The following is a 22,140-nucleotide window of genomic DNA, read 5'->3' as shown; positions in this document are numbered from 1 at the left end:
ATGCAGATTGGTGAACTCTCTCTTCCGGAAAACCTGAAACAGTACTATCTCAGTGCCGGGCTCTTAGACCTTTATCCCCCTCAGGCAGAATGTGTTGATAAGGGCATGCTCGCCGGCAAGAACCTGCTGGTTGCCATACCAACGGCAAGCGGCAAGACGCTTATCGCCGAGATGGCGATGCACTGCCAGATCGCCCGCAAGGGAAAGTGCCTGTACATTGTTCCCTTAAAGGCACTGGCCAGCGAGAAGTTCGAGGAGTTCGGCAACAAGGGGGTCCGGGTCGGCATCGCAACAGGCGACTTTGATCGCCGGGACGATATGCTGGGCAGGAACGATATCATCGTTGCCACAAGCGAGAAAGTTGACTCTCTTTTGCGCAACAATGCCCGGTGGTTATCGGATATCTCCCTGCTCGTGATCGACGAGGTCCACCTGATCGACTCCGCCAACCGCGGCCCGGTTATCGAGATGGTCATAGCAAAGATGCGGTACCGGAACCCGTCCATGCAGATCATCGGGCTCTCGGCCACCATCGGCAATCCGAAGGTCCTGGCCGGATGGCTGGACGCTGAACTGGTCACGAGCACCTGGCGCCCGGTGGATCTCCGGCAGGGGGTCTTCTGCAAGGATCGCATCCATTTCCGGGAGGGGGAGCGCAAGGTAAAGGTTGTGTCAAAGACGTTCGATGACCTGAACCTCTGCCTCGATACCATCGAGGAGGGGGGGCAGTGCCTTGTCTTTGTCTCGTCCCGCCGCAATGCCGAGGCATTTGCCAAACGGGCTGCGGGGGCCATCAAGAGCGAGGAGCCGGCGCTGAAGGAGTACGCCACGGAGCTAGAAAAGACCGCAGAGACCGAGATGGGCAAGACCCTCGCTACCTGCATTGCCCGCGGGGCGGCGTTCCACCACGCCGGCCTCAGCCGGCCGGAGCGGAAGATCGTTGAGGAAGGGTTCCGGAAAGGGTTCATCAAATGCATATCCTCCACCCCGACCCTTGCCGCGGGGCTGAACCTGCCGGCACGCCGCGTGATCATCCGCGACTATCTCCGGTTCACAGCGGGAGAGGGAATGCAGCCCATCCCGGCGAGCGAGTATCACCAGATGGCAGGACGGGCCGGAAGACCCCGGCTGGATCCCTACGGGGAGGCAGTGCTGATAGCCAAGGACGAGGGGCAGGTGGAGGAACTCTTCGACTGGTACATCGAGGCCCCGGCCGAAGAGGTCCATTCAAAGATCGCAGAGGAAAGCGCTCTCTATACGCACGTCCTCTCCCTTATCGCATCAGGGTTTGCCGGCACGCGGGGCGAACTCGCGCTGTTCATGGACCGGAGCTTCTATGTCCACGAGCACCGCCAGGGCCGGCTCATGAAGAAGGCGGTGGACGCAGCCCTGAAGTTCCTTACCGATGCCGGGATGGTGCTTGAGGTGGGTGATACGCTCGGGGCAACAGAGTTCGGTACCCTTGTCTCACGGCTGTACATCGATCCGCGGAGTGCGGCACTGATCGTCTCCACGCTCCGCGAACGGGAAGAGTATGCCGATCTCGGTCTCCTCCACCTCATCTGCAGCACGCCCGACATGCCCAAGCTCTATGTCCGGAACACGGACCGGGGAGCGCTCGATCATATGATTGAGACGCACGAAGGCGAGCTCTGGATCCCAATTCCCGAAGAGGAGGAGGACCAGGAAGCATTTTATCGTGCGCTCAAGACAGCGATGCTCCTGACCGACTGGGCTGATGAACTGCCCGATGCACGGATCTGCGAGCGGTACTCGGTGGGACCCGGCGATGTGTTCGGCATGGTGGAGAGCGTGAACTGGCTGCTGCATGCCAGCGGGGAGCTTTCAAGGATGTTTGCAGGAGCGTTTCATACTCAGATCCGGGAGTACGAGACCTGCATGAAGAACGGTATCCGGCGCGAGCTCCTGCCGCTGGTGAAACTCCGGGGCATCGGCCGGGTCCGTGCCCGCCGTCTTTTCAACAACGGTATCACCACCCCGGAAGCCACCCTTGCAGCCGGCCTTGAGGGCGTCTCAAAGATCATTGGCCGGGGTATAGCCGAGCAGGTGTTTGCCCAGCTTGAGAAGAAGCGGGTAGTCACTTCATCCACGGTGGCAGATGAAGATAGTATGGCGGGACAGTCAACACTCTCCCGGTTTAGGTGAGCTGATGAATCCAGGTACCTGTATGGTTGAGATACGGGCGGCACGGTGCACGATTGATGATAAGCCCGGCTTTCTCCTGAGACTGAAAGAGTGCGCAGAACGGTTTGGCACCCATATCATCTGTTTCAACGCGGATATGCTGGCGGGACGGCGACATGCTGAGGCAGCAGTTCATCATGCAATCCGTTCATTCGAGGCAGGAGAGGCCATTTCCAACACACTTGAGATGGAGGCGCTGTTATATGCTGCCGGATCCCGCCAGTGCAATGTGGCAGCATCGTTTGGCATCCGGGAGGGGGAGAACCGGCTGTGGGTCTGTTGTTATCCTACACACGAGGGAATTTGGGGGGCCCTTGCACCGGTAATGCAATTCCAGGAGGAAAATGGCTGGGATATCATTGATCGCAGGAGACAGGAGCTTCTGATGCAGATCTTTGGGATCACAAAGGAAGAACTGGATTCTCTCGATCATGCAGACCGGTTTACCGATCTTGTCCTGGAACGGGTCGCTCTCTTGGAGGTTATCCGGTAAACATAACACCAGAGCGGGTGCTCATGAGATCCCCTTGTGAACTCTCAAAAAATCTGTAAAAAGAGGTTCGTCTCACCGATCATTATCCGGTGTGTTGTTCTGACCCGTGTTTATTTGCTGGCATGAGAGAGGATGTGAGCAACCGTTGGCACGATCAGTTCTGTTGTGGCAAGCGTAACGGCCGGTGTTGATCCCGGGATACAGAAGATTGCTCTTCCGTTGGTGATCCCGGCAACAGCACGGGACAACATGGCAGCCATACCGATCTGCTCAATACTTTTCGTCCGGAAGAATTCACCAAACCCATCAATCTTCTTCTCCAGGAGGGGAGAGATCGCTTCAATCGTGCAGTCATCAAAAGTGAGCCCGGTTCCCCCGTTGAGAATGATACAGTTGGCTTTCTTCATTGCCTGGAACCAGGCATCCCGTATCTCACTGATCTGGTCAGGAACAATCGCGTAATATGTAACAGGAATCTTATTTTCCCTGAGAATGGTTTCTATTGTTTTTCCACTGGTATCATTCTCTTGTGTTCTTGTTGTTGAAACGGTGATGATCGCTGCTGTGATCTCCAGGGACCGGACATGGGCATGACTCATAATATTGAGAGATTGTCTGTATTGTATTAAGAGAATACTGAATCTATCCGGAGTGTCTGTTATTATGAGTGATGCTGTAGAGTTTCCCATGGGACACCCCCTTGTTTCGTGTGGAGTATATTTTCTGTTTGCTGATGTTTTTTGTATTTTCTGATGTTTTCTGTTTGGAATATCAAAAGAGAATAACTGTTAACTCTACAAATTCAGACATTGGTTCGTCGAAGAGGACCTGAGAAAAGGGGGGTTAATAGCAATCCTCATAACATTTGCTGCCAGCAACTGCAAATCAATTTCGATTAGTTTATATGCTTTAAATTTTATATTTAAGAATAGCTCTTTTTTTCAAAAATAAAACAAAGAAGGAGATGGTCTTTGTTTTCATTTCCACACGAAACAAAGGGGTGTCCCCTTTGGTTGATTCTCCATCACATACATAATGATTTTGTTGATTGTCATGCAATATTGATGCAGATATTCTGGTCAATAGTATAGATGAACAGCTGGGAAACAATCTAAAATCTAAAAATTTATTTCGTTGATTCAGGATTGTTTTTTTAAAATAATTGTAATTTAAGGTTTTTCCACACGAAATAAAGGGGTTTATATGCGGTCTGATAAACCGATCGTTTTTTAGTCTAATCCCACTAATTCTCAGCTCCTCAATATGCCTGAACCAGAAGACCCATCTATGGGATTATTCAAAAAATTTCTCACCAATAACAGGATCTTCAAGGATCGCGAAGTGCTGCGGCACTCTTACCGGCCCCAGATTCTGCCCCACCGGAAACCCCAGATTGATGAAGTCGCCTCAATCCTTGCACCTTCCCTCAGGAATGAGACACCATCGAATATTCTCATCTATGGCAAAACCGGCACCGGCAAAACCGCATGTGTCCGTTACGTGGGTTCGGAACTGGAGAAGGCCAGCAGCAAGATGGGAACGATCTGCCGGATTGTTCACCTGAACTGCGAAGTGATCGATACCCAGTACCGGGTCCTTGCCCAGATCGCAAAATGTCTCGATGTTGTCGATGAACTGTCCAGCGACAAGACCCGGACACACATCCCGATGACCGGGTGGCCGACCGACCAGGTGTACGCAGAGCTGAAGAACCAGCTGGAAGCCGGTGGCGGAGTTCTCGTCATCGTTCTTGATGAAATTGACAAGCTGGTCAAGAAGAGTGGAGATGACACGCTCTACAATCTCACGCGGATTAACTCAGACCTGAAAAATTCCAAGGTCAGTATCATCGGGATCTCCAATGACCTGAGTTTCAAGGATTTCCTTGATCCACGGGTCCTGTCCTCGCTCTCTGAAGAAGAGATCGTATTCCCTCCCTATAATGCACCTCAGCTGGTGGACATTCTTGCCCAGCGTGCCGAGGGGGCATTTGTTGCCGGTGCCCTTGCGGAAGGGGTGATTCCGCTCTGTTCTGCACTTGCCGCTCAGGAGCATGGCGATGCCCGGCGGGCTCTTGACCTCTTCAGGATCTCCGGGGAACTTGCGGACCGGGACGAATCGAGCCAGGTCTCAGAAGACCATGTCAAACAGGCCCAGGCCAAGATCGAGACTGACAGCATGATCGAATGCATTGCAACGCTGCCCACGCAGAGCAAGCTGATCCTCTTCTCGATGCTCATCCTGGAACAACTCGGACAGAATATCTTTACGAGCGGAGAAGTTTCACGTATATATCAGGATATCGCCCCGTCCATCGAGCTCGACGTGCTCACCCACCGGAGGATAACGGACCTGATCTCCGAGCTGAACATGCTTGGCGTTATCAATACCCGAGTCGTGAGCCGCGGGCGGTATGGCAGGACAAAAGAGATGTGGTTCGATGCAAACACGGGAAAGATCCGAGAGGTTGTCCTCAAGGACACCCGTCTGAACGGACTCAAGGATCTCGATATCTCCCAGATGGAAGGAAAGTGGTTGAAAACCTGGTTCAGGTGATAAAATATGGACGAAAAGGATCTCGAGCTCCTCCGCATCCTGGAGGAGAACAGCCGGCTGTCGACAGATGAAATCGCGACTATGACCAGCCTCGCAAAAGCCGAGGTTGAGCGCCGTATGGCAGCACTCGAGGCAGCCCAGATAATCAAGCGCTACTCCACGGTCATCAACTGGGAACGGGCCGGCAACGGCGAGGTCTCTGCCATCATTGAGCTGAAAGTCAGCCCCGAGCGCGATTTCGGGTACGATCGCATCGCCGAGCGCCTCTCGCGGTTCCGCCAGGTAACGAGCCTGCGCCTCATCACCGGGACCTACGATCTCCAGCTCATCGTGACCGGGAAGAATATGCAGGATGTATCCCGGTTTGTCTCTGAGCATGTGGCACCGATGGACCGGATCCGCGAAACCGCGACGCATATCATCATGAAGTCGTATAAGGAGAACGGCAACACGTTCTTTGAACAGCCGGAGACGGAACGTCTCCCCATAAGTCCGTAAGGTGAGATCATGCGGAACTTTGTCTCATCACGTGCACAGGAGATACCGCCATCAGGCATCAGGAAGTTTTTCGATCTCGTCCTCACCATGGAGGACGTGGTCTCGCTCGGTGTCGGCGAACCGGATTTTCGCACACCGTGGAACATCTGCGAATCGGGGATCTACTCGATCGAACAGGGCGTCACCTCCTACACCTCAAACCGGGGACTCCAGACCCTGCGGGATGCACTCTCGCATTACCTTGCGCAGCACTACGGCCTGAACTATAACAGCAACAACGAGATGATCATCACCACGGGCGTATCGGAAGCACTTGATATCGCAGTCCGGGCCATCACGGACCCGGGTGACGAGATCCTCATTGCCCAGCCAGGCTATGTCTCGTACGGGCCCTGTGTGACTCTTGCCGGGGGAACACCGGTCCCGCTCAGGTGTGTTGAAAAAGATCATTTCAAGGTCAATCCCGACACCCTGGCGGAACAGATCACGTCAAAGACCAAGGCGCTGATCATCAACTTCCCGAACAATCCTACGGGCGGGGTAATGACAGAGAGCGATCTCAAGGCGATCGCAGATATCGTCATCGATCACGACCTCGTGCTAATCAGTGACGAGGTCTATGCCGAGCTCACGTATGAAGGACAGCACTGCTCGGCAGCAACGGTCAGCGATCTCTGGGAACGGACCATCACCCTCAACGGGTTCAGCAAGGCGTATGCAATGACCGGGTGGCGGATCGGGTATCTCTGCGCCCCGCAGGAGCTCTGCGATGCCGCCCTCAAGATCCACCAGTACGTCATGCTCTGTGCCCCGGTAACCGGGCAGGTCGCCGCCCTCGAGGCGCTCCGGTCGGCTGAAGAGGACAAGAACAGCATGGTCAACGAGTACCGGCTTCGCCGCAACATGTTCATATCCGGCCTCAACCGGATCGGCCTCACCTGCCATGTACCGGAAGGGGCATTCTATGCATTCCCTTCAGTGGAGAAGACCGGGCTCTCTGATGAGGAGTTTGCCGAACGCCTTCTCAAGGAGCAGCGGGTTGCTGTGGTTCCCGGCAGTGTCTTTGGCACCGGTGGGGAAGGGCACGTGAGATGTTCCTATGCGGTCTCAAGAAAACAACTGACTGAAGCTCTTGAGCGGATGGATACGTTCCTCAAAAGTCTCTGATTCTGGGCAGCAGAGGCCCCGGACCCTCCTTTTTTAATAAAGTGCCACTCCTGTCGTCCGTGCTAAGGAATAGTTTATTGGGAAACTCGTGCAATACTACATGAAAGACAATGAGCTGTACTATCATCGTTGGTGGATTTTTTGGGGATGAAGGGAAGGGCAAGGTTGTTGCCCATATTGCCCACAAGGACAAACCCGTAATCATCTCCCGCGGCGGTGTGGGTCCGAATGCCGGGCACACCGTTCAGGTTGGGACCAAGGAATACGGCGTCCGCATGGTCCCGTCTGGTTTTGTGTACAAGGAAGCAAAGCTCTGTATCGGGAGCGGCGTTCTCGTCGATCCCCGGGTTCTTGAACACGAAGTTGAGATGCTTGGTGTCAGGGGACGGGTTTTCGTTGACAAGCGCTGCGGTATCATCACGGAAGATCATATTGCCCGCGACAAGGGGAGCGCTCACCTCTCCAAGAAGATCGGGAGCACCGGATCCGGGTGCGGCCCGGCAAACTCCGACCGTGTCATGCGGATCTCCCCGCAGGCCAAGGATGTTCCCGAGCTGAAGGAATATCTCCTCGATGTTCCGAAAGCGATTGACGATGCGTTGAAACTGGACCAGACCGTCCTGCTCGAAGGCACGCAGGGATTTGGGATCTCTCTCTATTACGGGACTTACCCGTTCGTGACGAGCAAGGATACGTCCGCCTCCCAGATTGCCGCGGATAATGGTGTCGGGCCGACCAAGATCGACGACGTGATCGTGGTCTTCAAGGCCTACCCGACCCGGGTCGGGGAAGGTCCGTTCAGCACCGAGATGACAGCGGCGAAGTCAGATGCGATGGGAATTCAGGAGTTCGGAACCGTTACCCACCGCAAGCGGCGTATTGGCGGCTGGGATGGGGATATGGCCCGGTATTCGGCCATGATCAACGGGTGCACCCAGGCAGCCATCACCGGGATCGACCGGATCGACAAGGCCTGCTTCGGCGTTACCGATTATAAGAAACTGACAAAGAAGGCAAAGGACTTTATCAAGCAGGCAGAAGAGGATATCGGCAGCCCCGTCACCCTGATATCCACCGGGCCGGAGATGACCCAGATCGTTGATATACGAGATGAACTGAAATGAGACGCTCGCTCATGGATATCCTCTGCTGCCCGGTCTGCAAAGGTGACCTTGCCCTCCGCGTTGAAAAGGAAGACGCTCAGGAGATCCTTGAAGGCAATCTCCACTGTGCGGCATGCAGCGCGGATTACCCCATTCATGAGGGTATCCCCAACCTCCTTCCTCCCGCAGGGCATTAGAAGGTGCCGGCATGATATCCCTGATTTCCGTTCCGGTCTTTATATCCGCAACGGATAGGGGTGATGCCAGGTATGAAGTACATCTCAACCAGAGCGGGATCAACTCCATCGATATTCCCAAAGAGACGATAACCGCCGAGCCCGGTGCAAGCCTGAACATCCGGTTCCTGAACCGGGGTGCCCCCATCCATATCACCATCTCGTCCTCCAATGCCGGGATGTTCACCGACTTTTTTCATGAAAATATGTATGTTCTTGATGAATCCCTGCTCACGATCCCGATCCGGAAAGGCTGCCCGGAAGGCATATTCGATCTTGAGGCAATCTCGGGATACGGGGGATTGAAGGCCCAGATACCGGTCCATGTTCTCAACCCACCGGTTACAAAGCCCCAGGAAGCATACCCGCTCCAGCCGGTTGCCCACGGGCGCCCCCACCTCCTGATGATCCTCATGGGGATTGCCCTGATCGTGTACTGTGCCTGGCTCTATACAGATATTGAGATCCTCAATATCGCCGCGTTTATCATCCTCATTGTCGGGGCACTCTACACATGGTACCGTCAGCAGTAACGCTCGCGGCACTTGTCCTCTGCCTCGCGCTTGTCGTGGACCGGCTGATTGGAGACCCGCACTCCCGGTACCACCCGGTTGCTCTTCTTGGGACGTTTATCGGATTATGGGGTAAACCCGGGTATTACCCGGAAAAACTCCAGCGGGCAGCCGGTGTCCTGTTCTGGGCAATCACGGTATTCCTGTTCTGCCTCCCGTTTATTCTTGTCACCACGTTTGCCCCCTGGTATCTCTATCTCCTCGGTGCCCCGTTCCTGCTCAAGTGCTGCTTTGCCTGGCGATCGCTTGAGGAGCACACCCTGGCTGTTGTATCAGCATTGAAAGATGGGGTTGAGAACGGTCGTGAAAAAGTCAGCATGCTCGTCTCCCGGGATACGGCGAAGCTTGACCGGGATCATATCCTCTCTGCCGGTTACGAGTCCATGACCGAGAACCTCAATGACAGCATCATCGCCCCGCTCTTCTGGTTCTCGATTTTTTCCCTCCCGGGAGCGGCCGCATGCCGGGCCATCAACACGATGGATGCCATGCTCGGGTACCGGGATGAGCGCGAGCGGCTTGGATGGTGTGCTGCACGCATGGATGATATCGCAAATTTTATCCCGGCCCGGATTACCGTTCTGCTGCTGCTCATCTGGTTTGCCGGCAGGGGACGATACTCCCGTGCATGGCAGGTGATGCGCCGCGACGGTCACCTGCGCCCCGGGTTCAACGGGGGGATTATAATGGCGGCGATGGCAGGAGGGACCGGCATCCGGTTCGAGAAGCCCGGGGTATATACCATTGGCGATGGTGAGCGGACCCTTGACGAAGGTGGCACCGACATCCTGAAGGCAGTCCGTGCGGTCACGCTGATGTATACAATAATTGCCTGTTGTACTCTGTTTTTATTGGGAGTCATGATCAATAATATTGGCATATGAAGCTGGAAGAACTGAGATTTGGCACTGAGCTCCTCAAGCGCGGCTTTGCATCCATGCAGAAAGGGGGTGTTATCATGGATGTCGTCAATGCCGAACAGGCGAAGATTGCCGAGGAAGCCGGGGCAGTCGCAGTCATGTCGCTGGAGCGTGTGCCGTCCGATATCAGGAAAATGGGCGGAGTCGCACGCATGGCGGATCCCGAGAAAGTCCTTGAGATCATCGATGCGGTTTCGATCCCGGTGATGGGAAAGGTGCGGATCGGACACTTTGTCGAAGCCCAGGTACTGGAAGTTCTCGGCGTTGACATGATCGACGAGAGCGAGGTTCTGACCCCCGCCGATGAACAATACCATATCGATAAGAAACAGTTCAAGGTCCCCTTTGTCTGCGGTGCACGCGATCTCGGCGAAGCACTCCGCAGGATCAACGAAGGTGCGGCAATGATCCGGACCAAGGGTGAGGCCGGTACCGGAAACGTTGTGGAAGCCGTCCGCCACATGCGCAACATCATGGGCGAGATCCGGATGCTCCGCGGCCTTGACAAGCAGGAGATGACCGATTATGCCCGCGAGATCGAAGCCCCCGCGGAACTGGTCTATGAATGTGCCGAGCGTGCCAGGCTGCCGGTCGTGAACTTCTCGGCAGGCGGTATCGCCACACCTTCGGATGCTGCCCTCATGATGCAGCTGGGTGCCGACGGTGTCTTTGTCGGGTCCGGTATCTTCAAGTCCACCAATCCCGAGCTGATGGCAAAAGCCATTGTCGAGGCGGTCAACCACTTCGATGATGCAAACGTGATCGCAAAGGTCAGCAAGGGCCTTGGCGATGCAATGCCGGGTCTCGATGTCCACAAGCTCCGTGATGACGAGGTGCTTCAGACCCGTGGACGCTAAGATCGGCGTACTGGCGCTCCAGGGAAACGTGAGCGAGCATATCGATGCGTTTCTCCGGGCGCTTGAACGGATGGGTCACGGCCCCTCATCCGAAGTCTTCGAAGTGAGGAGCCCTGCGGATCTGGTTCACTGCAATGCCCTTGCCCTGCCGGGCGGGGAATCCACCACCATCTCCCGTCTCATCGATAAGAACGGCCTCTACGAACCGATCCGCAGCTTCAACGGTGGGATCTTTGCCACCTGCGCCGGCATGGTGCTGATGGCGACAAGCGTGGATGACCCCCGGATCCACCCGCTCGGGCTCATCGATATCACCGTAGATCGGAACGCGTTCGGGAGGCAGAGAGAGTCCTTCGAGATGGATCTTGCGATAGATGGTCTGCAGGGAGCTCCATTCCATGCGATCTTTATCCGGGCTCCGGTTGTTACATCTGCAGGCACCCGGGTGAACGTGCGGGCGCGTATTGATCAGGGCATCGTTGCTGTGGAACAGGGAAAACACATGGCATTATCGTTCCATCCCGAACTCTGCGATGATACCCGCCTTCAAGAGCAGTTCCTGAAAAATCTTGGGATTACACCCATCATTCGATAAGGATAGTATTCCGGTATGTATGGCAAGGGTGTCCCTTCCGGATCTCTTTGGGTCCCGCACCTAGGAACACCTGATCGGAAACTGCTTTTAATTCAGGGATACTATCCAGATGAGAATATCCCGGTTATCATGCCCCGGATTCTCCCGGGGGTATGCCCTCATCACGGGCACTTTCCGAGCGGGAAATTTCATAAACCAGACAGAACGAATCAGGAATAACCTATGAGTGCATCACCCGTTGTTGACAGCATACTTTCTGCACGATACCTCCGCAAAGGCGAGACCAGTTTTGAGGACATCTGCCGCCGTGTAGCATCGGCTCTTGCCGAAGACCGTGACGAAGAATCCCGTTTTTTTGAGGCCATGCGCACGCTTCGCTTCCTTCCCAACTCCCCCACGCTGATGAACGCCGGGACCGAACTTGGCCAGCTCTCCGCCTGCTTCACACTCCCCGTCACGGATTCCATCGACGGGATCTTCGATGCGATGAAGCAGGGCGCGATCATTCACAAGACCGGCGGGGGAACCGGGTATAACTTCTCGCACCTCCGGCCGGAAGGATCCCCAGTCCAGTCAACTGAGGGAGTAGCATCCGGCCCGGTCTCGTTCATGCGGGTCTTCAATGCCGCAACCGATGTGATCAAGCAGGGGGGGCGCCGGCGCGGGGCGAATATGGGGATCCTCAATGTCTGGCATCCCGACATCATCCCGTTCATCACCGCAAAGACAAAGGAAGGCGAGTTCTCCAACTTCAACATCTCCGTGATGGTCAATGACCGGTTCATGGATCTTGTCTCCCGCAGGCAGTTTGAGACCGTCTGGCTCACTCACCCCCATACCGGGGATACGGTCACCGTAGGCCGGATCTGGACCGCCATTGTTGAGGGTATCTGGAAGAATGGTGAACCGGGCCTCCTCTTCTTCGATGAGATCAACCGGCGGAATCCCACCCCCCAGCTTGGTGAGATCGACACCACCAATCCCTGCGGGGAGCAACCGCTCCTCCCCTACGAGAGCTGCGTACTCGGCAGCATCAACCTTGCAACCTGCATGCACAATGGAATCCTCGATGAGAAGGAACTTGCTGACACCGCCCGTATGGCCACCCGGTTCCTCGACCTGGTTATTGACAAGAATGTCTTCCCGATCCCGCAGATCGCGGAAGCGACACGGAAGACACGGAAGATCGGCCTGGGCCTCATGGGGGTCCACGACGCGCTCCTGATGGCCGGGCTTGCGTACGATTCCGCTGAAGGCCGGGCATGGTGCGGGCGGATCATGGAGATCGTAACTTCGACGGCTATCGACGAATCCCGCCGGCGTGCCGCAAAGGTGGGATCATTCCCGGCATGGCAGGGAAGTATCTGGACGGAGTTCCCGATCAGGAATGCAGCCATGACGACGATTGCGCCCACCGGCACGATCTCTCTCCTCGCCGGCTGTTCAAGCGGGATCGAACCGATCTTCTCGTTTGCCTATACCCGGAAGAACACGGTCGGGAAGACGTTTGTTATCGTGAATCCTGTCTTCCGCGAGCATCTCAGCGTCACCCTCTCCGGCATGGGCTTTGCAGGGGACGAACGGGAGAATAAGATCGAGGAAGTGATCGCCCATGTCCATGAATCCGGAACCGTACAGGACCTGCACTGGCTCTCGGCGGAATTCCGTGCTCTCTGTAAGACCGCACTCGACATCAGCTGGAGGGATCACATCCTGATGCAGGCTGAATTCCAGAAACATGTTCACGCATCCATCAGCAAGACCATCAACATGCCATCATCCGCGACCAGAGAGGATTGTGCGGAAGCCCTCCTCATGGCCTGGTCGCTGAAGCTCAAGGGCATCACCATCTACCGGACCGGCAGCAGGGAGGACGTGGTTCTCGCCCTGAAAGATACCACACCGTCACCCGTACCTGTTCCCGTTGCCGGAAGAAATGTTCCCGAAAAGATCCCGGTGCTCTCGATAAACCGGCCCCGGGAGCTCTCCGGACGGACGTTCCTCTGCCAGTCCGGCTGCTGCCGTCTGTACGTGACCGTCAACCTCCTGGACGGGAGACCAATGGAGGTCTTCATCAGGACGGTTGGGAGCGGGGGTTGCGAGGCCAACAGCAGTGCCCTTGGTCGGGCCATCAGCACGGGTCTCCAGAACGGGGTCCCCTTCACCAAGTTCGTGAAACAGTTTGCAAAAGTCAACTGCATTGTCGCGCTTAAGAATCCCGCATCGGAAGGGCATTCCTGTGCGGATGTGGTGGGGCGCTGCATCGAGCTCTCTGCAAAGAACCAGAGCATCACAACCTTAAGGGACTGGGATATCCGCGAAGTCAATAAAAAGAATCCCTGTCCTGATTGTGGCGAGCCGCTGGATTTCGGGGAAGGCTGCAACAAGGGGATCTGTAAACACTGCGGCTGGACCGGATGCAGCTGAGCAGGAACCTTCTTTTTCGACCGTCTCTCTCATTATCTGAACTCCAGCCATCCTCTCAAAATATATATTGGCAGGGAGAACCCCCTTCACCATGTCATACGGGAAGACCCTCCTTTGCGTATATAACGCCGACGGTGGCGTATTACCGGGCATGAAGGATTATTCGTCGAAGACAGGTGGATCACATAGTAAGGACTCCTGTAACCTTACAGCAATCACGTACAGTCCTATCGGCATGAAGAAGGACTGGAAACGTTTTATCAAGGAGCTTGACATGCCGGCCCGGTTCCTGAACCGGAACGAATTCTCTTCTGAGGTTGGCACGGGCCTCACGACATTTCCCACAATTCTCGTCCAGGTGGGAAAAGATATCTTACAGGTTGCCAGCACCGATGAGATCAACCGGTGCCAGTGTCTTGAGGATCTCATGAACCTGGTTCAACAGAGGGTCGCGAGTATCGGCTGATAGTATTGTCTTTTTTCTATATCGTTGGATTGTTGTTGAGAAGAAAAGGGAATGCTGAATCCGCACCTCATCTGATATTACGCTCCTGTCGGGTTGACAACACGACCGGTAAAGAGTATCGTTCCGGAATCATTATCCTGGATCAGGAAGACGAAGGGGTGATCTGACCTGAACACGGGAATTTTTGGGTTCTCCCTGGCAGCTTCCACCACGACAACGGCGGTCGTAGCAGCAGCTTGCGTCCCCTCCTCGTTCACATCCACGTACGCTTTGTGGATTACATCGCTGATAACCAGATCCTGTTTCCCGTCCATACCCGAGAAGTCGGCAGTATCGGAAAAGGCAGCCGGCATCCCCATTACAGAAAGGACTGGCTGAAGCTGATATTTGGTCTCCAGGGTAAATTTCGGGATGTACACATCCACGCGCTGCAATGAAGCGCTCTGTTCCAGTGAGGAGAGTCTCTCCGGGTCGAGATACTGTTCTGCAGCGGACAGGTTATCTGTCGCAGGCAGAAGGACGATCATTGAAAGACCCTTACCGCTGGAGTGGGTGTACGGCATTGCCAGCCTCTGGAGATCTCCGGTAACGGCATAGGAATACACGGCCTCCTCGTCCGTCCGCTGCATCATTTTGACCGTCACGGTCTTGCCGGGTGCGACCTGAAATTCTGCATCCCGCGTCTTGTTCGCATCGAATTGTCTCACCCAGGATCCCTTGAAATAGACTGCGTTTGTTATCACGAGCCGGGTCATGGGATCGATGGAACCTGTCGGCAACAGATCCCGTATCTTGTTGGCAGTCTTGTCCTCTACCCACCGGTTGATCGTGAGGCGGGAAGTATCGGGCTGGTTGATAAAATCAAGGTTAGTGGTATTGGCTGAGTAATATGTTCCGGCAGTACTGCGATACGCCGGGAGGAATGTGTAGTTCTTCTCGGCCCAGAGTGCATTTGCCATCTTCAGCGTATACCCGGTATCGGGCTGGTTGAGATGATCAATTGTTGTGGCAAATCCGAGCCTTCGTGCAGTATCGTTTGCCGGGAGGTGAAAGACCGACCGGATCTCGTCAGCCGTTGTCCCGCGTGCCCCTTCGTACGTGATCGCAAGTGCGGATGAGATGGAGAATGATGAGAAGAAGATATTCGATCCTGAAGATGCGGGATCTGTTGCGAGCTGGCGATACAGGTCAGCCGCAAACCGGTTGTTGGCAAGCGTAACATCCGAATTACTTTCTGATGCGGGTATCCCAGGTACTGGTGTTGTATACGTGGATGAAGGGGGTTGGGTGGCGGCGGGGATAGTCTGCCCGTCTGTGCTCCCGGAAATTCCGGCACTCCAGCGAGGACCACCCCAACAAAGATCAGCACGGTGATGACAAGTCCTCTCCCTACCGCCATTTGCATAACTCACCGTAGGCGGGACGGTCAGTTAAATCTGGCGATAATTGTGGTTTTGCTCTTAGTTATGCCGCGAGAACCACCTTTACATCGGTCAGGAATCACGATACCTGTATAAACCCGGAGGTTGACAACCACTGACCGGAAAAACCGGGGTAGGTGGTATTCATTTGAATGAGTGGAAGAAGTACCTTGCCGAATTACTCGGGACCTTTATCCTGATCCTTATCGGGACAGGAAGTGCTGTCGTTGCCGGAGAACACATCGGTTTTCTCGGGATTGCGCTGGCCTTTGGACTGACCGTTGTTGCTATGGTCTATGCTATCGGGCCAATCTCGGGTTGTCATATCAACCCCGCGATAACCCTAGCGATGCTGGTGAACGGGAAGATTGGGTCAAAGGACGCGGTGATCTATATCATCGTCCAGTGCATCGGGGCGGTCATCGCCTCACTCCTGCTGCTCTCGATCATGACCGGGCACCCGGGTTATGACCTTGCCACAAACGGCCTGGGCCAGAACGGGTACGGGGTAGCTTCTCCTGACGGATATTCCATGGTGTCCGGGCTTATTGCCGAGGTCGTTCTGACCTTCGTGTTCCTGCTGGTAATCTTCGGGGTGACCAGCAAATCCGCCCCCGCCGGGTTTGCCGGGATTCCCATCGGGTTAGCGCTTACGGTCATCCTCCTGGTATGTATCCCTATCACCGGAGCATCCATCAATCCGGCCCGCAGTCTGGGACCGGCACTGGTTGTTGGCGGAACAGCGCTTGCTCAGCTCTGGCTCTTCATTATCGCCCCGATCATCGGGGCTGTGATTGCTGCCTTCGTGTGGAAGGATCTCCTTGAGGATACCGCTGCACCGGCATAATCCTCCTCCTTTTTCTACCAGTCCTTCCTCATTGCATCGGCCTTGAGCTCCTTTGGCATCAGCTCGATCGCGTACCGTAGCGCTGTCCGGGGCATCACCTGTTTGTTCTTCATCACGTACGAGAAGACCTCATTCGTGTGCTTCCGGCTCACCTCTTTGAGGAGCCAGCCATAACCTTTCTGCACCATATCATCAGGATCTGTGAGGAGCAGATCGGCGATTTCCATGGCCTCAACCGGGAACTCTCCATGTTTGGCGGGAATAATGAGAGACACCGCCGCGGCCCGGCGCATCCACCGGTTCTCCGACAGCGCCCAGTGTTTCAGTTCATCGATATATTCCGGGTACTGTTCGATGAAGTCGCCCATGGTATGATTGCAGAAACCATCGCACGACGCCCAGTTCGTGATGTAGGTATCGATCCAGCGTCGGAACACAGCGAGATCCTCTCTTTCGTAACGTCCGGAAAGGGCGTGAGCCCATTCTGAAACAATGAATGACTCCTCCATGTATCCGGACTGATAGAGTTCTTCGCACAGAGTAAAGATCTCCGGTTTTGGGCGACCTTGGATCTCTTTCCAGAACTTCTTGGCAAGCGCAATCACCGTCGCCGTCTTCATTCCATAGCACCGGATCTCTTCCTTGAAGAACCGTTTTGAGGTCTTCTGAATTTCAGGATCAGCCTGGTTTTCCAGCTCATACCGGATGCGTGCAATAACCGGGTCCATGCTGAAAGGTGGGTGGGAATCCCAGATAAGAGAAATGGAACCGGATTCCGGGCCGGGAGATCTTCATGCATGGATGCGAGGAGATCAAATCAATTCCAGGATGTACCCTCGATTTATTTCCATTCTCTGAATTGAACGTGCCGCATCTCCTCCCGGGGGTCTGATTTTAATTGTTTATTGCAATACTATTTTTAATATTAATAAACGGAGCCCAAATTTTAGTTTTTTTAAAACCGATATATTTATTAAATAAAAATAACAAATAATCGGACAACGCCATGGCTGTAAATCAAACCCAGGTTGACGACATCATTTCTGCGGCGTCAGTGGAAGATCCAGCTGTCAGGCTTCAGAGCCTCGAACGCGAGGTTGATCTCCTGAAAATTTCAATAAAACACATCCTCATGGACATCCGGGAACGGATGAATGAGATGGAGAATCCCTTTACTATTATATCGTCCCCACCAACAGATACCGGAACAGCCGTTGAAGACCCGGATTCCGTATCACGTGAATCTGAATTTGAAGCGCGGGAAGCTGCCATTAATGAGCGGGAATCGCAGCTCGAACGGGAAAAGAAACCGCTTGAACCAGAACTTCCGGTGGAGAAAAACAGCTCCCCTGATGATACTGCTGCTTCGGATTTGCAGAAATACCTGGCTTCGGGTGCCCTGTCAGGTATCCCGGCTCCTCAACTCCCTGAGATACCCCACATTGATCCGATGCCGCTCCAGAAAGCATATAATTTCTTCAAATGGACGCAGCACGGGGTGAAAAAATACGGGCACTCCCGTCTTGAGATCCTGGCGGAATCCTATTGTCTGATGGGCTATATCGGGAAAGAAACCGTTGATGAGATCCGCCAGATATCGCAACTCATGCCTATGAGTATTGGTGAAGAGAAGGAAATTGATCCGTACGATTTCGTATCTGAGATATATTCACTAAACAGGATACTCTCTCCCCATGATACCTCACTTGATCGTGGTATGATCGAAGTGATGATGACCCAGCATCAGCAGGGAGACTCAACCACGGCCGATTCTATTCCTCAGGGTATGATACCGGAGAGCGCCAGACACCCGGAACCGGAGGATGCGCTCGGTATAGGAAATGTCACTCGAAAATGGATGAATACCCGGTTCTAATCGAAAGGCCCCTTTTTTTAAATAAAAAGTGAACCGGTTTCTGGAGTGATCAGCCGTGATGGGCTGCCCATTGATCCCCCGCACCGATCTCACGATATTTTCTTCCCGGCTTTTGCCGGGCACTGCTTGCCGTTCTCATCAACACCCAGGTACTGTGCCCCCCAGGTGCAGAGCGCCTGGAGGATTGGGATCAGGGTCTTCCCGAACTCCGTGATACTGTATTCCACCCGCGGCGGTACTTCAGGATAGACGGTCCGCTTGATTACACCGTCTTCTTCCAGTTCGCGGAGCTGTTTTGTGAGCATCTTCGCATTGACACCCGGCAGATCCCTCTGCAGTTCGCTGAATCGGAGCACGTCGTCTCCAAGGTGCCAGAGGATCAGCGGCTTCCACTTGCCGCCAATAACGTCGAGGGCGGCTTCGACCGTGCAGTGGTATGTCTTTCCGTTCTTCGTGTACGCCATAGTTACCTCAATGAAAGCCTGTTACCATAATGCCCGTATATTGTATATATTCAGTTAAGGCATATTTTATCGTAATGGTTAAGATTACCATTGCAGAAGAATAGTTTGTAGTCTCTCTGTTTATGGTTTTCTGTCAGGATCCCCGCACTGTCCGGGAACGAGGTAACCAGTATGGAAAAAGAGCAGATTGGAAACAATTTTTTCATCCCGATGCCGGTGGTTCTGGTCGGGACACAGGTGAACAGGAAAGCAAACTTCATGGCCGTGGGCTGGTGTACCCGGGTGAATGGAAACCCGCCCATGATCGCCTGCGGGATCGCCAACAGCCATTATACATCAAAAGGGATTACGGAAACGAAGACCTTCTCCGTGAACATTCCCTCCACGGAGCTCCTGGAGAAGACCGATTACTGCGGTATTGTATCCGGTGCAAAGTCGGATAAATCGGGGGTCTTTGATGTCGTCTATGGCTCGCTCAAGACAGCACCGATGATAAAGGATTGTCCTGTCACCCTTGAATGCCGGCTTGTCCAGGTGGTGCCCCTCCCGACGCACGGCCTCTATATCGGGGAGATTGTAGGAGCCTATGCAGATGGTAGGGTGATCAAGGATGGCAAACCCGATTTCCCTGAAATAGACCCGCTCTTCCTGACCATGCCCGACAACCGGTACTGGTCGCTCGGGAAGTATGCCGGGGATGCCTGGAGTGCCGGAAAGAATCTGACAGAGCAGTCACAAAACAACACACAGAGAGGACGGAAATAAATGCCTGCGATACTCGTTGATCAGGATCTCTGCACCCGGTGCGGGATCTGCTCTAATGCCTGTACAATGGGGCTCATCGACCCCGCTGATGAGAACACCCTGCCAAAACTGCCGGATGCAAAAGCCGGCATGTGCATCCACTGCGGGCACTGCGAGGTCTTCTGCCCTTCGCAGGCGCTCATCCTGAACGACCGCCCGGACGAGAAGGTGCCCCTGTCGGCCGGTGCCGGCACCATATCACCCGATGACATGGCATTCTACCTGAAGAAACGCCGATCTGTCCGGCGCTTCACGAAAGACCCGGTACCGAAAGAGAAGATCCTCGAGGTCCTCGATATTGCCCGGTATGCTGCATCGGGTGGCAACGGGCAGCCGGTGGAATGGATTGTTATCCACGACAAAAAGAAGGTACAGAAGATTGCCGGGCTGACCGTTGAATGGATGAAGACGCTCGTGAACTCCACGCACCCGATGAGCGCCTACGTGCCGATGCTGATCAAGCCTTTTGAAGCCGGGTACGATGTCATCTGTCGGGGCGCTCCGCACCTTCTTATCGCCACAATTCCTGAGAACAACCCGGTTGCGCAGACCGATGCTATCATCGCTCTGACGCATTTCGATATCGCGGCGCCTGCTTACGGGATCGGGACCTGCTGGGCCGGGTTCGTTGCAATGGCGGCGACCACGTATGAACCCCTCCAGAAAGAGCTTGGCATTCCTGCTGGACGGAAATCCGCATACGTACTGATGTTCGGCAATCCGCAGTACAAAATCTACGGCATTCCCCGACGGAAGCCGTTGAATGTGACGTGGCAGTAGGAACTCCATGAAAACCCTCTTTGACGAGACCTGCATAGGGACGATGCAGCTCAGGAACCGGCTCGTCCGGTCAGCCACATGGGAGGCGATGGCCGATGAGACCGGCCTGCCGACACCCCGCCTCATCGGGGTGTACCAGGATCTGGCGCTTGGTGGTACAGGGCTCATTATCTCAAGTGCCACCACGATCACGGGAGATGCTGCCCGTATCCCCGGCATGCTGGCAATTCCCGACGATACCTGTATCCCGGCGTATCGCGAGCTGACCCGGACCGTTCACGATGCAGGCGCCCCTGTCGTCATGCAGCTCGTATTTCCCGGCAGGAACGGCATCTTCTGGACCCCGGGAGATCCCACCTGCGATGATATACAGTCCATTATCAAAGGGTTCGGGGATGCAGCGCTCCGGGCACAACAGGCTGGTTTTAACGGCGTCGAGATCCACGCAGCCCATGGGTACTTCCTGAGCCAGTTCATGAATGCCAGGAAGAATACCCGGACTGATGAGTACGGCGGGACGGTGAGGAACCGGATACGCTTCCTCCGTGAGATTATGAGTGATATCCGGGCAAAAACGGGAGAGTCATTCCCGATCCTTGTGAAAATAAACTGCTCAGACTTCGAAGAGGACGACGGGGTCTGGGATGCCTGCCGCGAGGCGTGCAGGCAGCTGGCAAAGCAGGGAATTAGTGCGATCGAAGTATCCGGGGGTATCCATGGTACGCCATTCCCTCCGGAGGGTCTGCCTTACGAGGAATCGGTATTCCGGGATCATGCTACTGAGATTGCCCGGATCACGGGTGTCCCGGTGATCCTGGTTGGCATGAACCGCACGCCAGCGGTCATGACGGAGTTACTGAATACAACTGATATCGGGTATTTCGCGCTCTCCCGACCGTTCCTGAGACAACCCGGCCTTGCCAATCACTGGAGGGAAAATCCCGATGAACCGGCTGAATGCCTCTCCTGCGATGCATGCAGGAATCAGCCTGATGGAAATGTATGTCCCTTCAGGGAATTCCCTGAAGGTGAGACATGATTACTGGAAAGGGGAGATCCTATGACAGATTACGCAACAATCGGAAGGAAAAAACTGCTTGAGATCGACGGGGAGGCGGGTGTCCGGGTAGAAGAGACCCTGAATGCCATCTGCCCTGACCTTTCCCGATACCTGATCGAATATTCGTTCGGGGAGATCTACGCCCGGGAGATTCTCGATAACAAGACCAAGGAGCAGGCCGTTGTGGCTGCTCTTACCGCCATGGGGACTGCGGCGCCCCAGCTGAAGGTCCATATCCATGCCGCACTTCATGTAGGCTGTACCCCCGAGGAGATCCGCGAAGTCATCATCCAGATGTGCGGGTATGCGGGATTCCCGGCCACCCTGAACGCGATGGGCACTCTCATGGAGGTTTTGAAAGAGACCGGCCGGACGCTCTCACGGGATTCCGTCCACGCAGGGACCGAGGGGCGGTACGAGCGCGGGAAGCAGCTGCTCTCGCAGATCGCCCCCCGGCAGGAGCAGATCCTCAGGGAGACGTACGATCCGGTAAACCCGGATATCACCCGGTATGTGATAGCGTTCGGCTACGGGGATATCTATGCCCGGGGCATCCTCCCGATCCGGAACCGGCAGGCAGCGACCATTGCGGCGCTTGCGGCAATGGGAACTGCCCCCTCCCAACTCCGGTTCCATATCGGCGGCGGGCTCCGGGCCGGCCTATCAGAGGCAGAGATCGTGGAGATCATGCTGCTCGTATCCATCTATGCCGGGTTCCCGGCATGCCTGAACGGCATCCTTGCCACCCGCGAGGTTGCCACCTCCCTGAACGGGGAATGATTACCGGAGAAAC

23 protein-coding genes are annotated in these 22,140 nt (G+C 54.9%); 19 read left to right on the top strand and 4 right to left on the bottom strand.

The window, feature by feature from the left end:
- Nucleotides 1-2,166 (top strand): ATP-dependent DNA helicase, encoded by a 2,166-nt coding sequence (locus LUQ43_RS07545; RefSeq protein WP_299965827.1) that lies wholly within the window; start codon nucleotides 1-3, stop codon nucleotides 2,164-2,166.
- Nucleotides 2,167-2,188: 22 nt separating this feature from the next.
- Nucleotides 2,189-2,698, top strand: a complete 510-nt coding sequence (gene cgi121 / locus LUQ43_RS07540; RefSeq protein ID WP_299965823.1) for a KEOPS complex subunit Cgi121 — start codon at nucleotides 2,189-2,191, stop codon at nucleotides 2,696-2,698.
- 110 nt (nucleotides 2,699-2,808) lie between these two features.
- On the opposite strand, the gene LUQ43_RS07535 is transcribed toward cgi121, so the two are convergent.
- Complete coding sequence (locus tag LUQ43_RS07535) at nucleotides 2,809-3,297, bottom strand: MogA/MoaB family molybdenum cofactor biosynthesis protein (protein WP_299965821.1); 489 nt, start codon at nucleotides 3,295-3,297, stop codon at nucleotides 2,809-2,811.
- A gap of 664 nt (nucleotides 3,298-3,961) precedes the next feature.
- On the opposite strand from LUQ43_RS07535, the gene LUQ43_RS07530 reads away from it, so the two are divergent.
- The 11 genes from LUQ43_RS07530 (at nucleotide 3,962) to LUQ43_RS07480 (ending at nucleotide 14,095) form a co-directional block, all read left to right on the top strand.
- On the top strand, nucleotides 3,962-5,254 hold the full coding sequence (locus LUQ43_RS07530) for an ORC1-type DNA replication protein (RefSeq protein ID WP_299965819.1): 1,293 nt from the start codon (nucleotides 3,962-3,964) through the stop codon (nucleotides 5,252-5,254).
- A 6-nt stretch (nucleotides 5,255-5,260) separates the two neighbouring features.
- Nucleotides 5,261-5,752, top strand: a complete 492-nt coding sequence (locus LUQ43_RS07525) for an Lrp/AsnC family transcriptional regulator (RefSeq protein ID WP_299965817.1) — start codon at nucleotides 5,261-5,263, stop codon at nucleotides 5,750-5,752.
- A gap of 9 nt (nucleotides 5,753-5,761) precedes the next feature.
- Entirely contained in the window at nucleotides 5,762-6,919 is a 1,158-nt protein-coding gene (locus LUQ43_RS07520; RefSeq protein ID WP_299965815.1) for an aminotransferase class I/II-fold pyridoxal phosphate-dependent enzyme, read from the top strand.
- A 110-nt stretch (nucleotides 6,920-7,029) separates the two neighbouring features.
- Nucleotides 7,030-8,043 (top strand): adenylosuccinate synthetase, encoded by a 1,014-nt coding sequence (locus LUQ43_RS07515; protein WP_299965813.1) that lies wholly within the window; start codon nucleotides 7,030-7,032, stop codon nucleotides 8,041-8,043.
- The gene (locus tag LUQ43_RS07510; RefSeq protein WP_299965810.1) at nucleotides 8,040-8,219 is read left to right on the top strand and encodes a methytransferase partner Trm112; all 180 of its coding nucleotides are present in this window, start codon (nucleotides 8,040-8,042) and stop codon (nucleotides 8,217-8,219) included. The genes LUQ43_RS07515 and LUQ43_RS07510 overlap by 4 nt, the downstream gene beginning before the upstream one ends.
- Before the next feature lie 11 nt (nucleotides 8,220-8,230).
- Entirely contained in the window at nucleotides 8,231-8,791 is a 561-nt protein-coding gene (locus LUQ43_RS07505; RefSeq protein ID WP_299965806.1) for a hypothetical protein, read from the top strand.
- The gene (cbiB, locus tag LUQ43_RS07500) at nucleotides 8,773-9,714 is read left to right on the top strand and encodes an adenosylcobinamide-phosphate synthase CbiB (protein WP_299965804.1); all 942 of its coding nucleotides are present in this window, start codon (nucleotides 8,773-8,775) and stop codon (nucleotides 9,712-9,714) included. Before LUQ43_RS07505 ends, cbiB begins: the two co-directional genes overlap by 19 nt.
- The gene (pdxS, locus tag LUQ43_RS07495; RefSeq protein ID WP_299965802.1) at nucleotides 9,711-10,607 is read left to right on the top strand and encodes a pyridoxal 5'-phosphate synthase lyase subunit PdxS; all 897 of its coding nucleotides are present in this window, start codon (nucleotides 9,711-9,713) and stop codon (nucleotides 10,605-10,607) included. Before cbiB ends, pdxS begins: the two co-directional genes overlap by 4 nt.
- Complete coding sequence (pdxT, locus tag LUQ43_RS07490; RefSeq protein ID WP_299965799.1) at nucleotides 10,597-11,202, top strand: pyridoxal 5'-phosphate synthase glutaminase subunit PdxT; 606 nt, start codon at nucleotides 10,597-10,599, stop codon at nucleotides 11,200-11,202. The genes pdxS and pdxT overlap by 11 nt, the downstream gene beginning before the upstream one ends.
- A 222-nt stretch (nucleotides 11,203-11,424) precedes the next feature.
- Nucleotides 11,425-13,629, top strand: a complete 2,205-nt coding sequence (locus LUQ43_RS07485) for an adenosylcobalamin-dependent ribonucleoside-diphosphate reductase (protein ID WP_299965798.1) — start codon at nucleotides 11,425-11,427, stop codon at nucleotides 13,627-13,629.
- A gap of 151 nt (nucleotides 13,630-13,780) precedes the next feature.
- Nucleotides 13,781-14,095, top strand: coding sequence for a hypothetical protein (locus LUQ43_RS07480; protein ID WP_299965796.1), 315 nt, complete (start codon nucleotides 13,781-13,783; stop codon nucleotides 14,093-14,095).
- Nucleotides 14,096-14,172: 77 nt separating this feature from the next.
- Here the strand turns inward: LUQ43_RS07480 and LUQ43_RS07475 are convergent, their stop codons facing one another.
- On the bottom strand, nucleotides 14,173-15,507 hold the full coding sequence (locus LUQ43_RS07475; RefSeq protein WP_299965794.1) for a serpin family protein: 1,335 nt from the start codon (nucleotides 15,505-15,507) through the stop codon (nucleotides 14,173-14,175).
- Nucleotides 15,508-15,664: 157 nt separating this feature from the next.
- On the opposite strand from LUQ43_RS07475, the gene aqpZ reads away from it, so the two are divergent.
- Nucleotides 15,665-16,363: an aquaporin Z gene (aqpZ, locus tag LUQ43_RS07470; protein ID WP_299965792.1), complete on the top strand. Its 699-nt coding sequence runs from the start codon at nucleotides 15,665-15,667 to the stop codon at nucleotides 16,361-16,363.
- Nucleotides 16,364-16,377: 14 nt separating this feature from the next.
- On the opposite strand, the gene LUQ43_RS07465 is transcribed toward aqpZ, so the two are convergent.
- Nucleotides 16,378-17,091, bottom strand: coding sequence for a DNA alkylation repair protein (locus LUQ43_RS07465; RefSeq protein ID WP_299965790.1), 714 nt, complete (start codon nucleotides 17,089-17,091; stop codon nucleotides 16,378-16,380).
- Between the two features lie 278 nt (nucleotides 17,092-17,369).
- Between LUQ43_RS07465 and LUQ43_RS07460 the strand changes: the two genes are divergently transcribed.
- Entirely contained in the window at nucleotides 17,370-18,239 is an 870-nt protein-coding gene (locus tag LUQ43_RS07460) for a hypothetical protein (protein WP_299965788.1), read from the top strand.
- Nucleotides 18,240-18,328: 89 nt separating this feature from the next.
- Here the strand turns inward: LUQ43_RS07460 and LUQ43_RS07455 are convergent, their stop codons facing one another.
- Complete coding sequence (locus tag LUQ43_RS07455) at nucleotides 18,329-18,703, bottom strand: helix-turn-helix domain-containing protein (RefSeq protein ID WP_299965786.1); 375 nt, start codon at nucleotides 18,701-18,703, stop codon at nucleotides 18,329-18,331.
- A gap of 171 nt (nucleotides 18,704-18,874) precedes the next feature.
- Here LUQ43_RS07455 and LUQ43_RS07450 point away from each other — a divergent pair, with 171 nt between their 5' ends.
- Genes LUQ43_RS07450 through LUQ43_RS07435 form a run of 4 tightly spaced genes read left to right on the top strand, consistent with a single transcriptional unit; the run spans nucleotide 18,875 to nucleotide 22,127 of the window.
- Nucleotides 18,875-19,468 carry a flavin reductase family protein gene (locus tag LUQ43_RS07450; RefSeq protein WP_299965784.1) on the top strand — a complete coding sequence of 198 codons (594 nt, stop codon included), beginning with the start codon at nucleotides 18,875-18,877 and terminating at the stop codon, nucleotides 19,466-19,468.
- Nucleotides 19,469-20,287 carry a nitroreductase family protein gene (locus LUQ43_RS07445; RefSeq protein ID WP_299965782.1) on the top strand — a complete coding sequence of 273 codons (819 nt, stop codon included), beginning with the start codon at nucleotides 19,469-19,471 and terminating at the stop codon, nucleotides 20,285-20,287. It abuts the gene before it with no gap.
- A 7-nt stretch (nucleotides 20,288-20,294) separates the two neighbouring features.
- Complete coding sequence (locus tag LUQ43_RS07440) at nucleotides 20,295-21,326, top strand: NADH:flavin oxidoreductase (RefSeq protein WP_299965780.1); 1,032 nt, start codon at nucleotides 20,295-20,297, stop codon at nucleotides 21,324-21,326.
- Nucleotides 21,327-21,347: 21 nt separating this feature from the next.
- Nucleotides 21,348-22,127 (top strand): carboxymuconolactone decarboxylase family protein, encoded by a 780-nt coding sequence (locus LUQ43_RS07435; protein ID WP_299965777.1) that lies wholly within the window; start codon nucleotides 21,348-21,350, stop codon nucleotides 22,125-22,127.
- The last annotated feature ends 13 nt before the right edge of the window (nucleotides 22,128-22,140 follow it).

Source organism: Methanoregula sp. (genome assembly GCF_028679125.1).
In the GTDB taxonomy this organism is placed as follows: domain Archaea; phylum Halobacteriota; class Methanomicrobia; order Methanomicrobiales; family Methanospirillaceae; genus Methanoregula.
The sequence above is the reverse complement of the archived record's forward strand: the minus strand, read 5'-3'. Positions and strand labels throughout refer to the sequence as shown.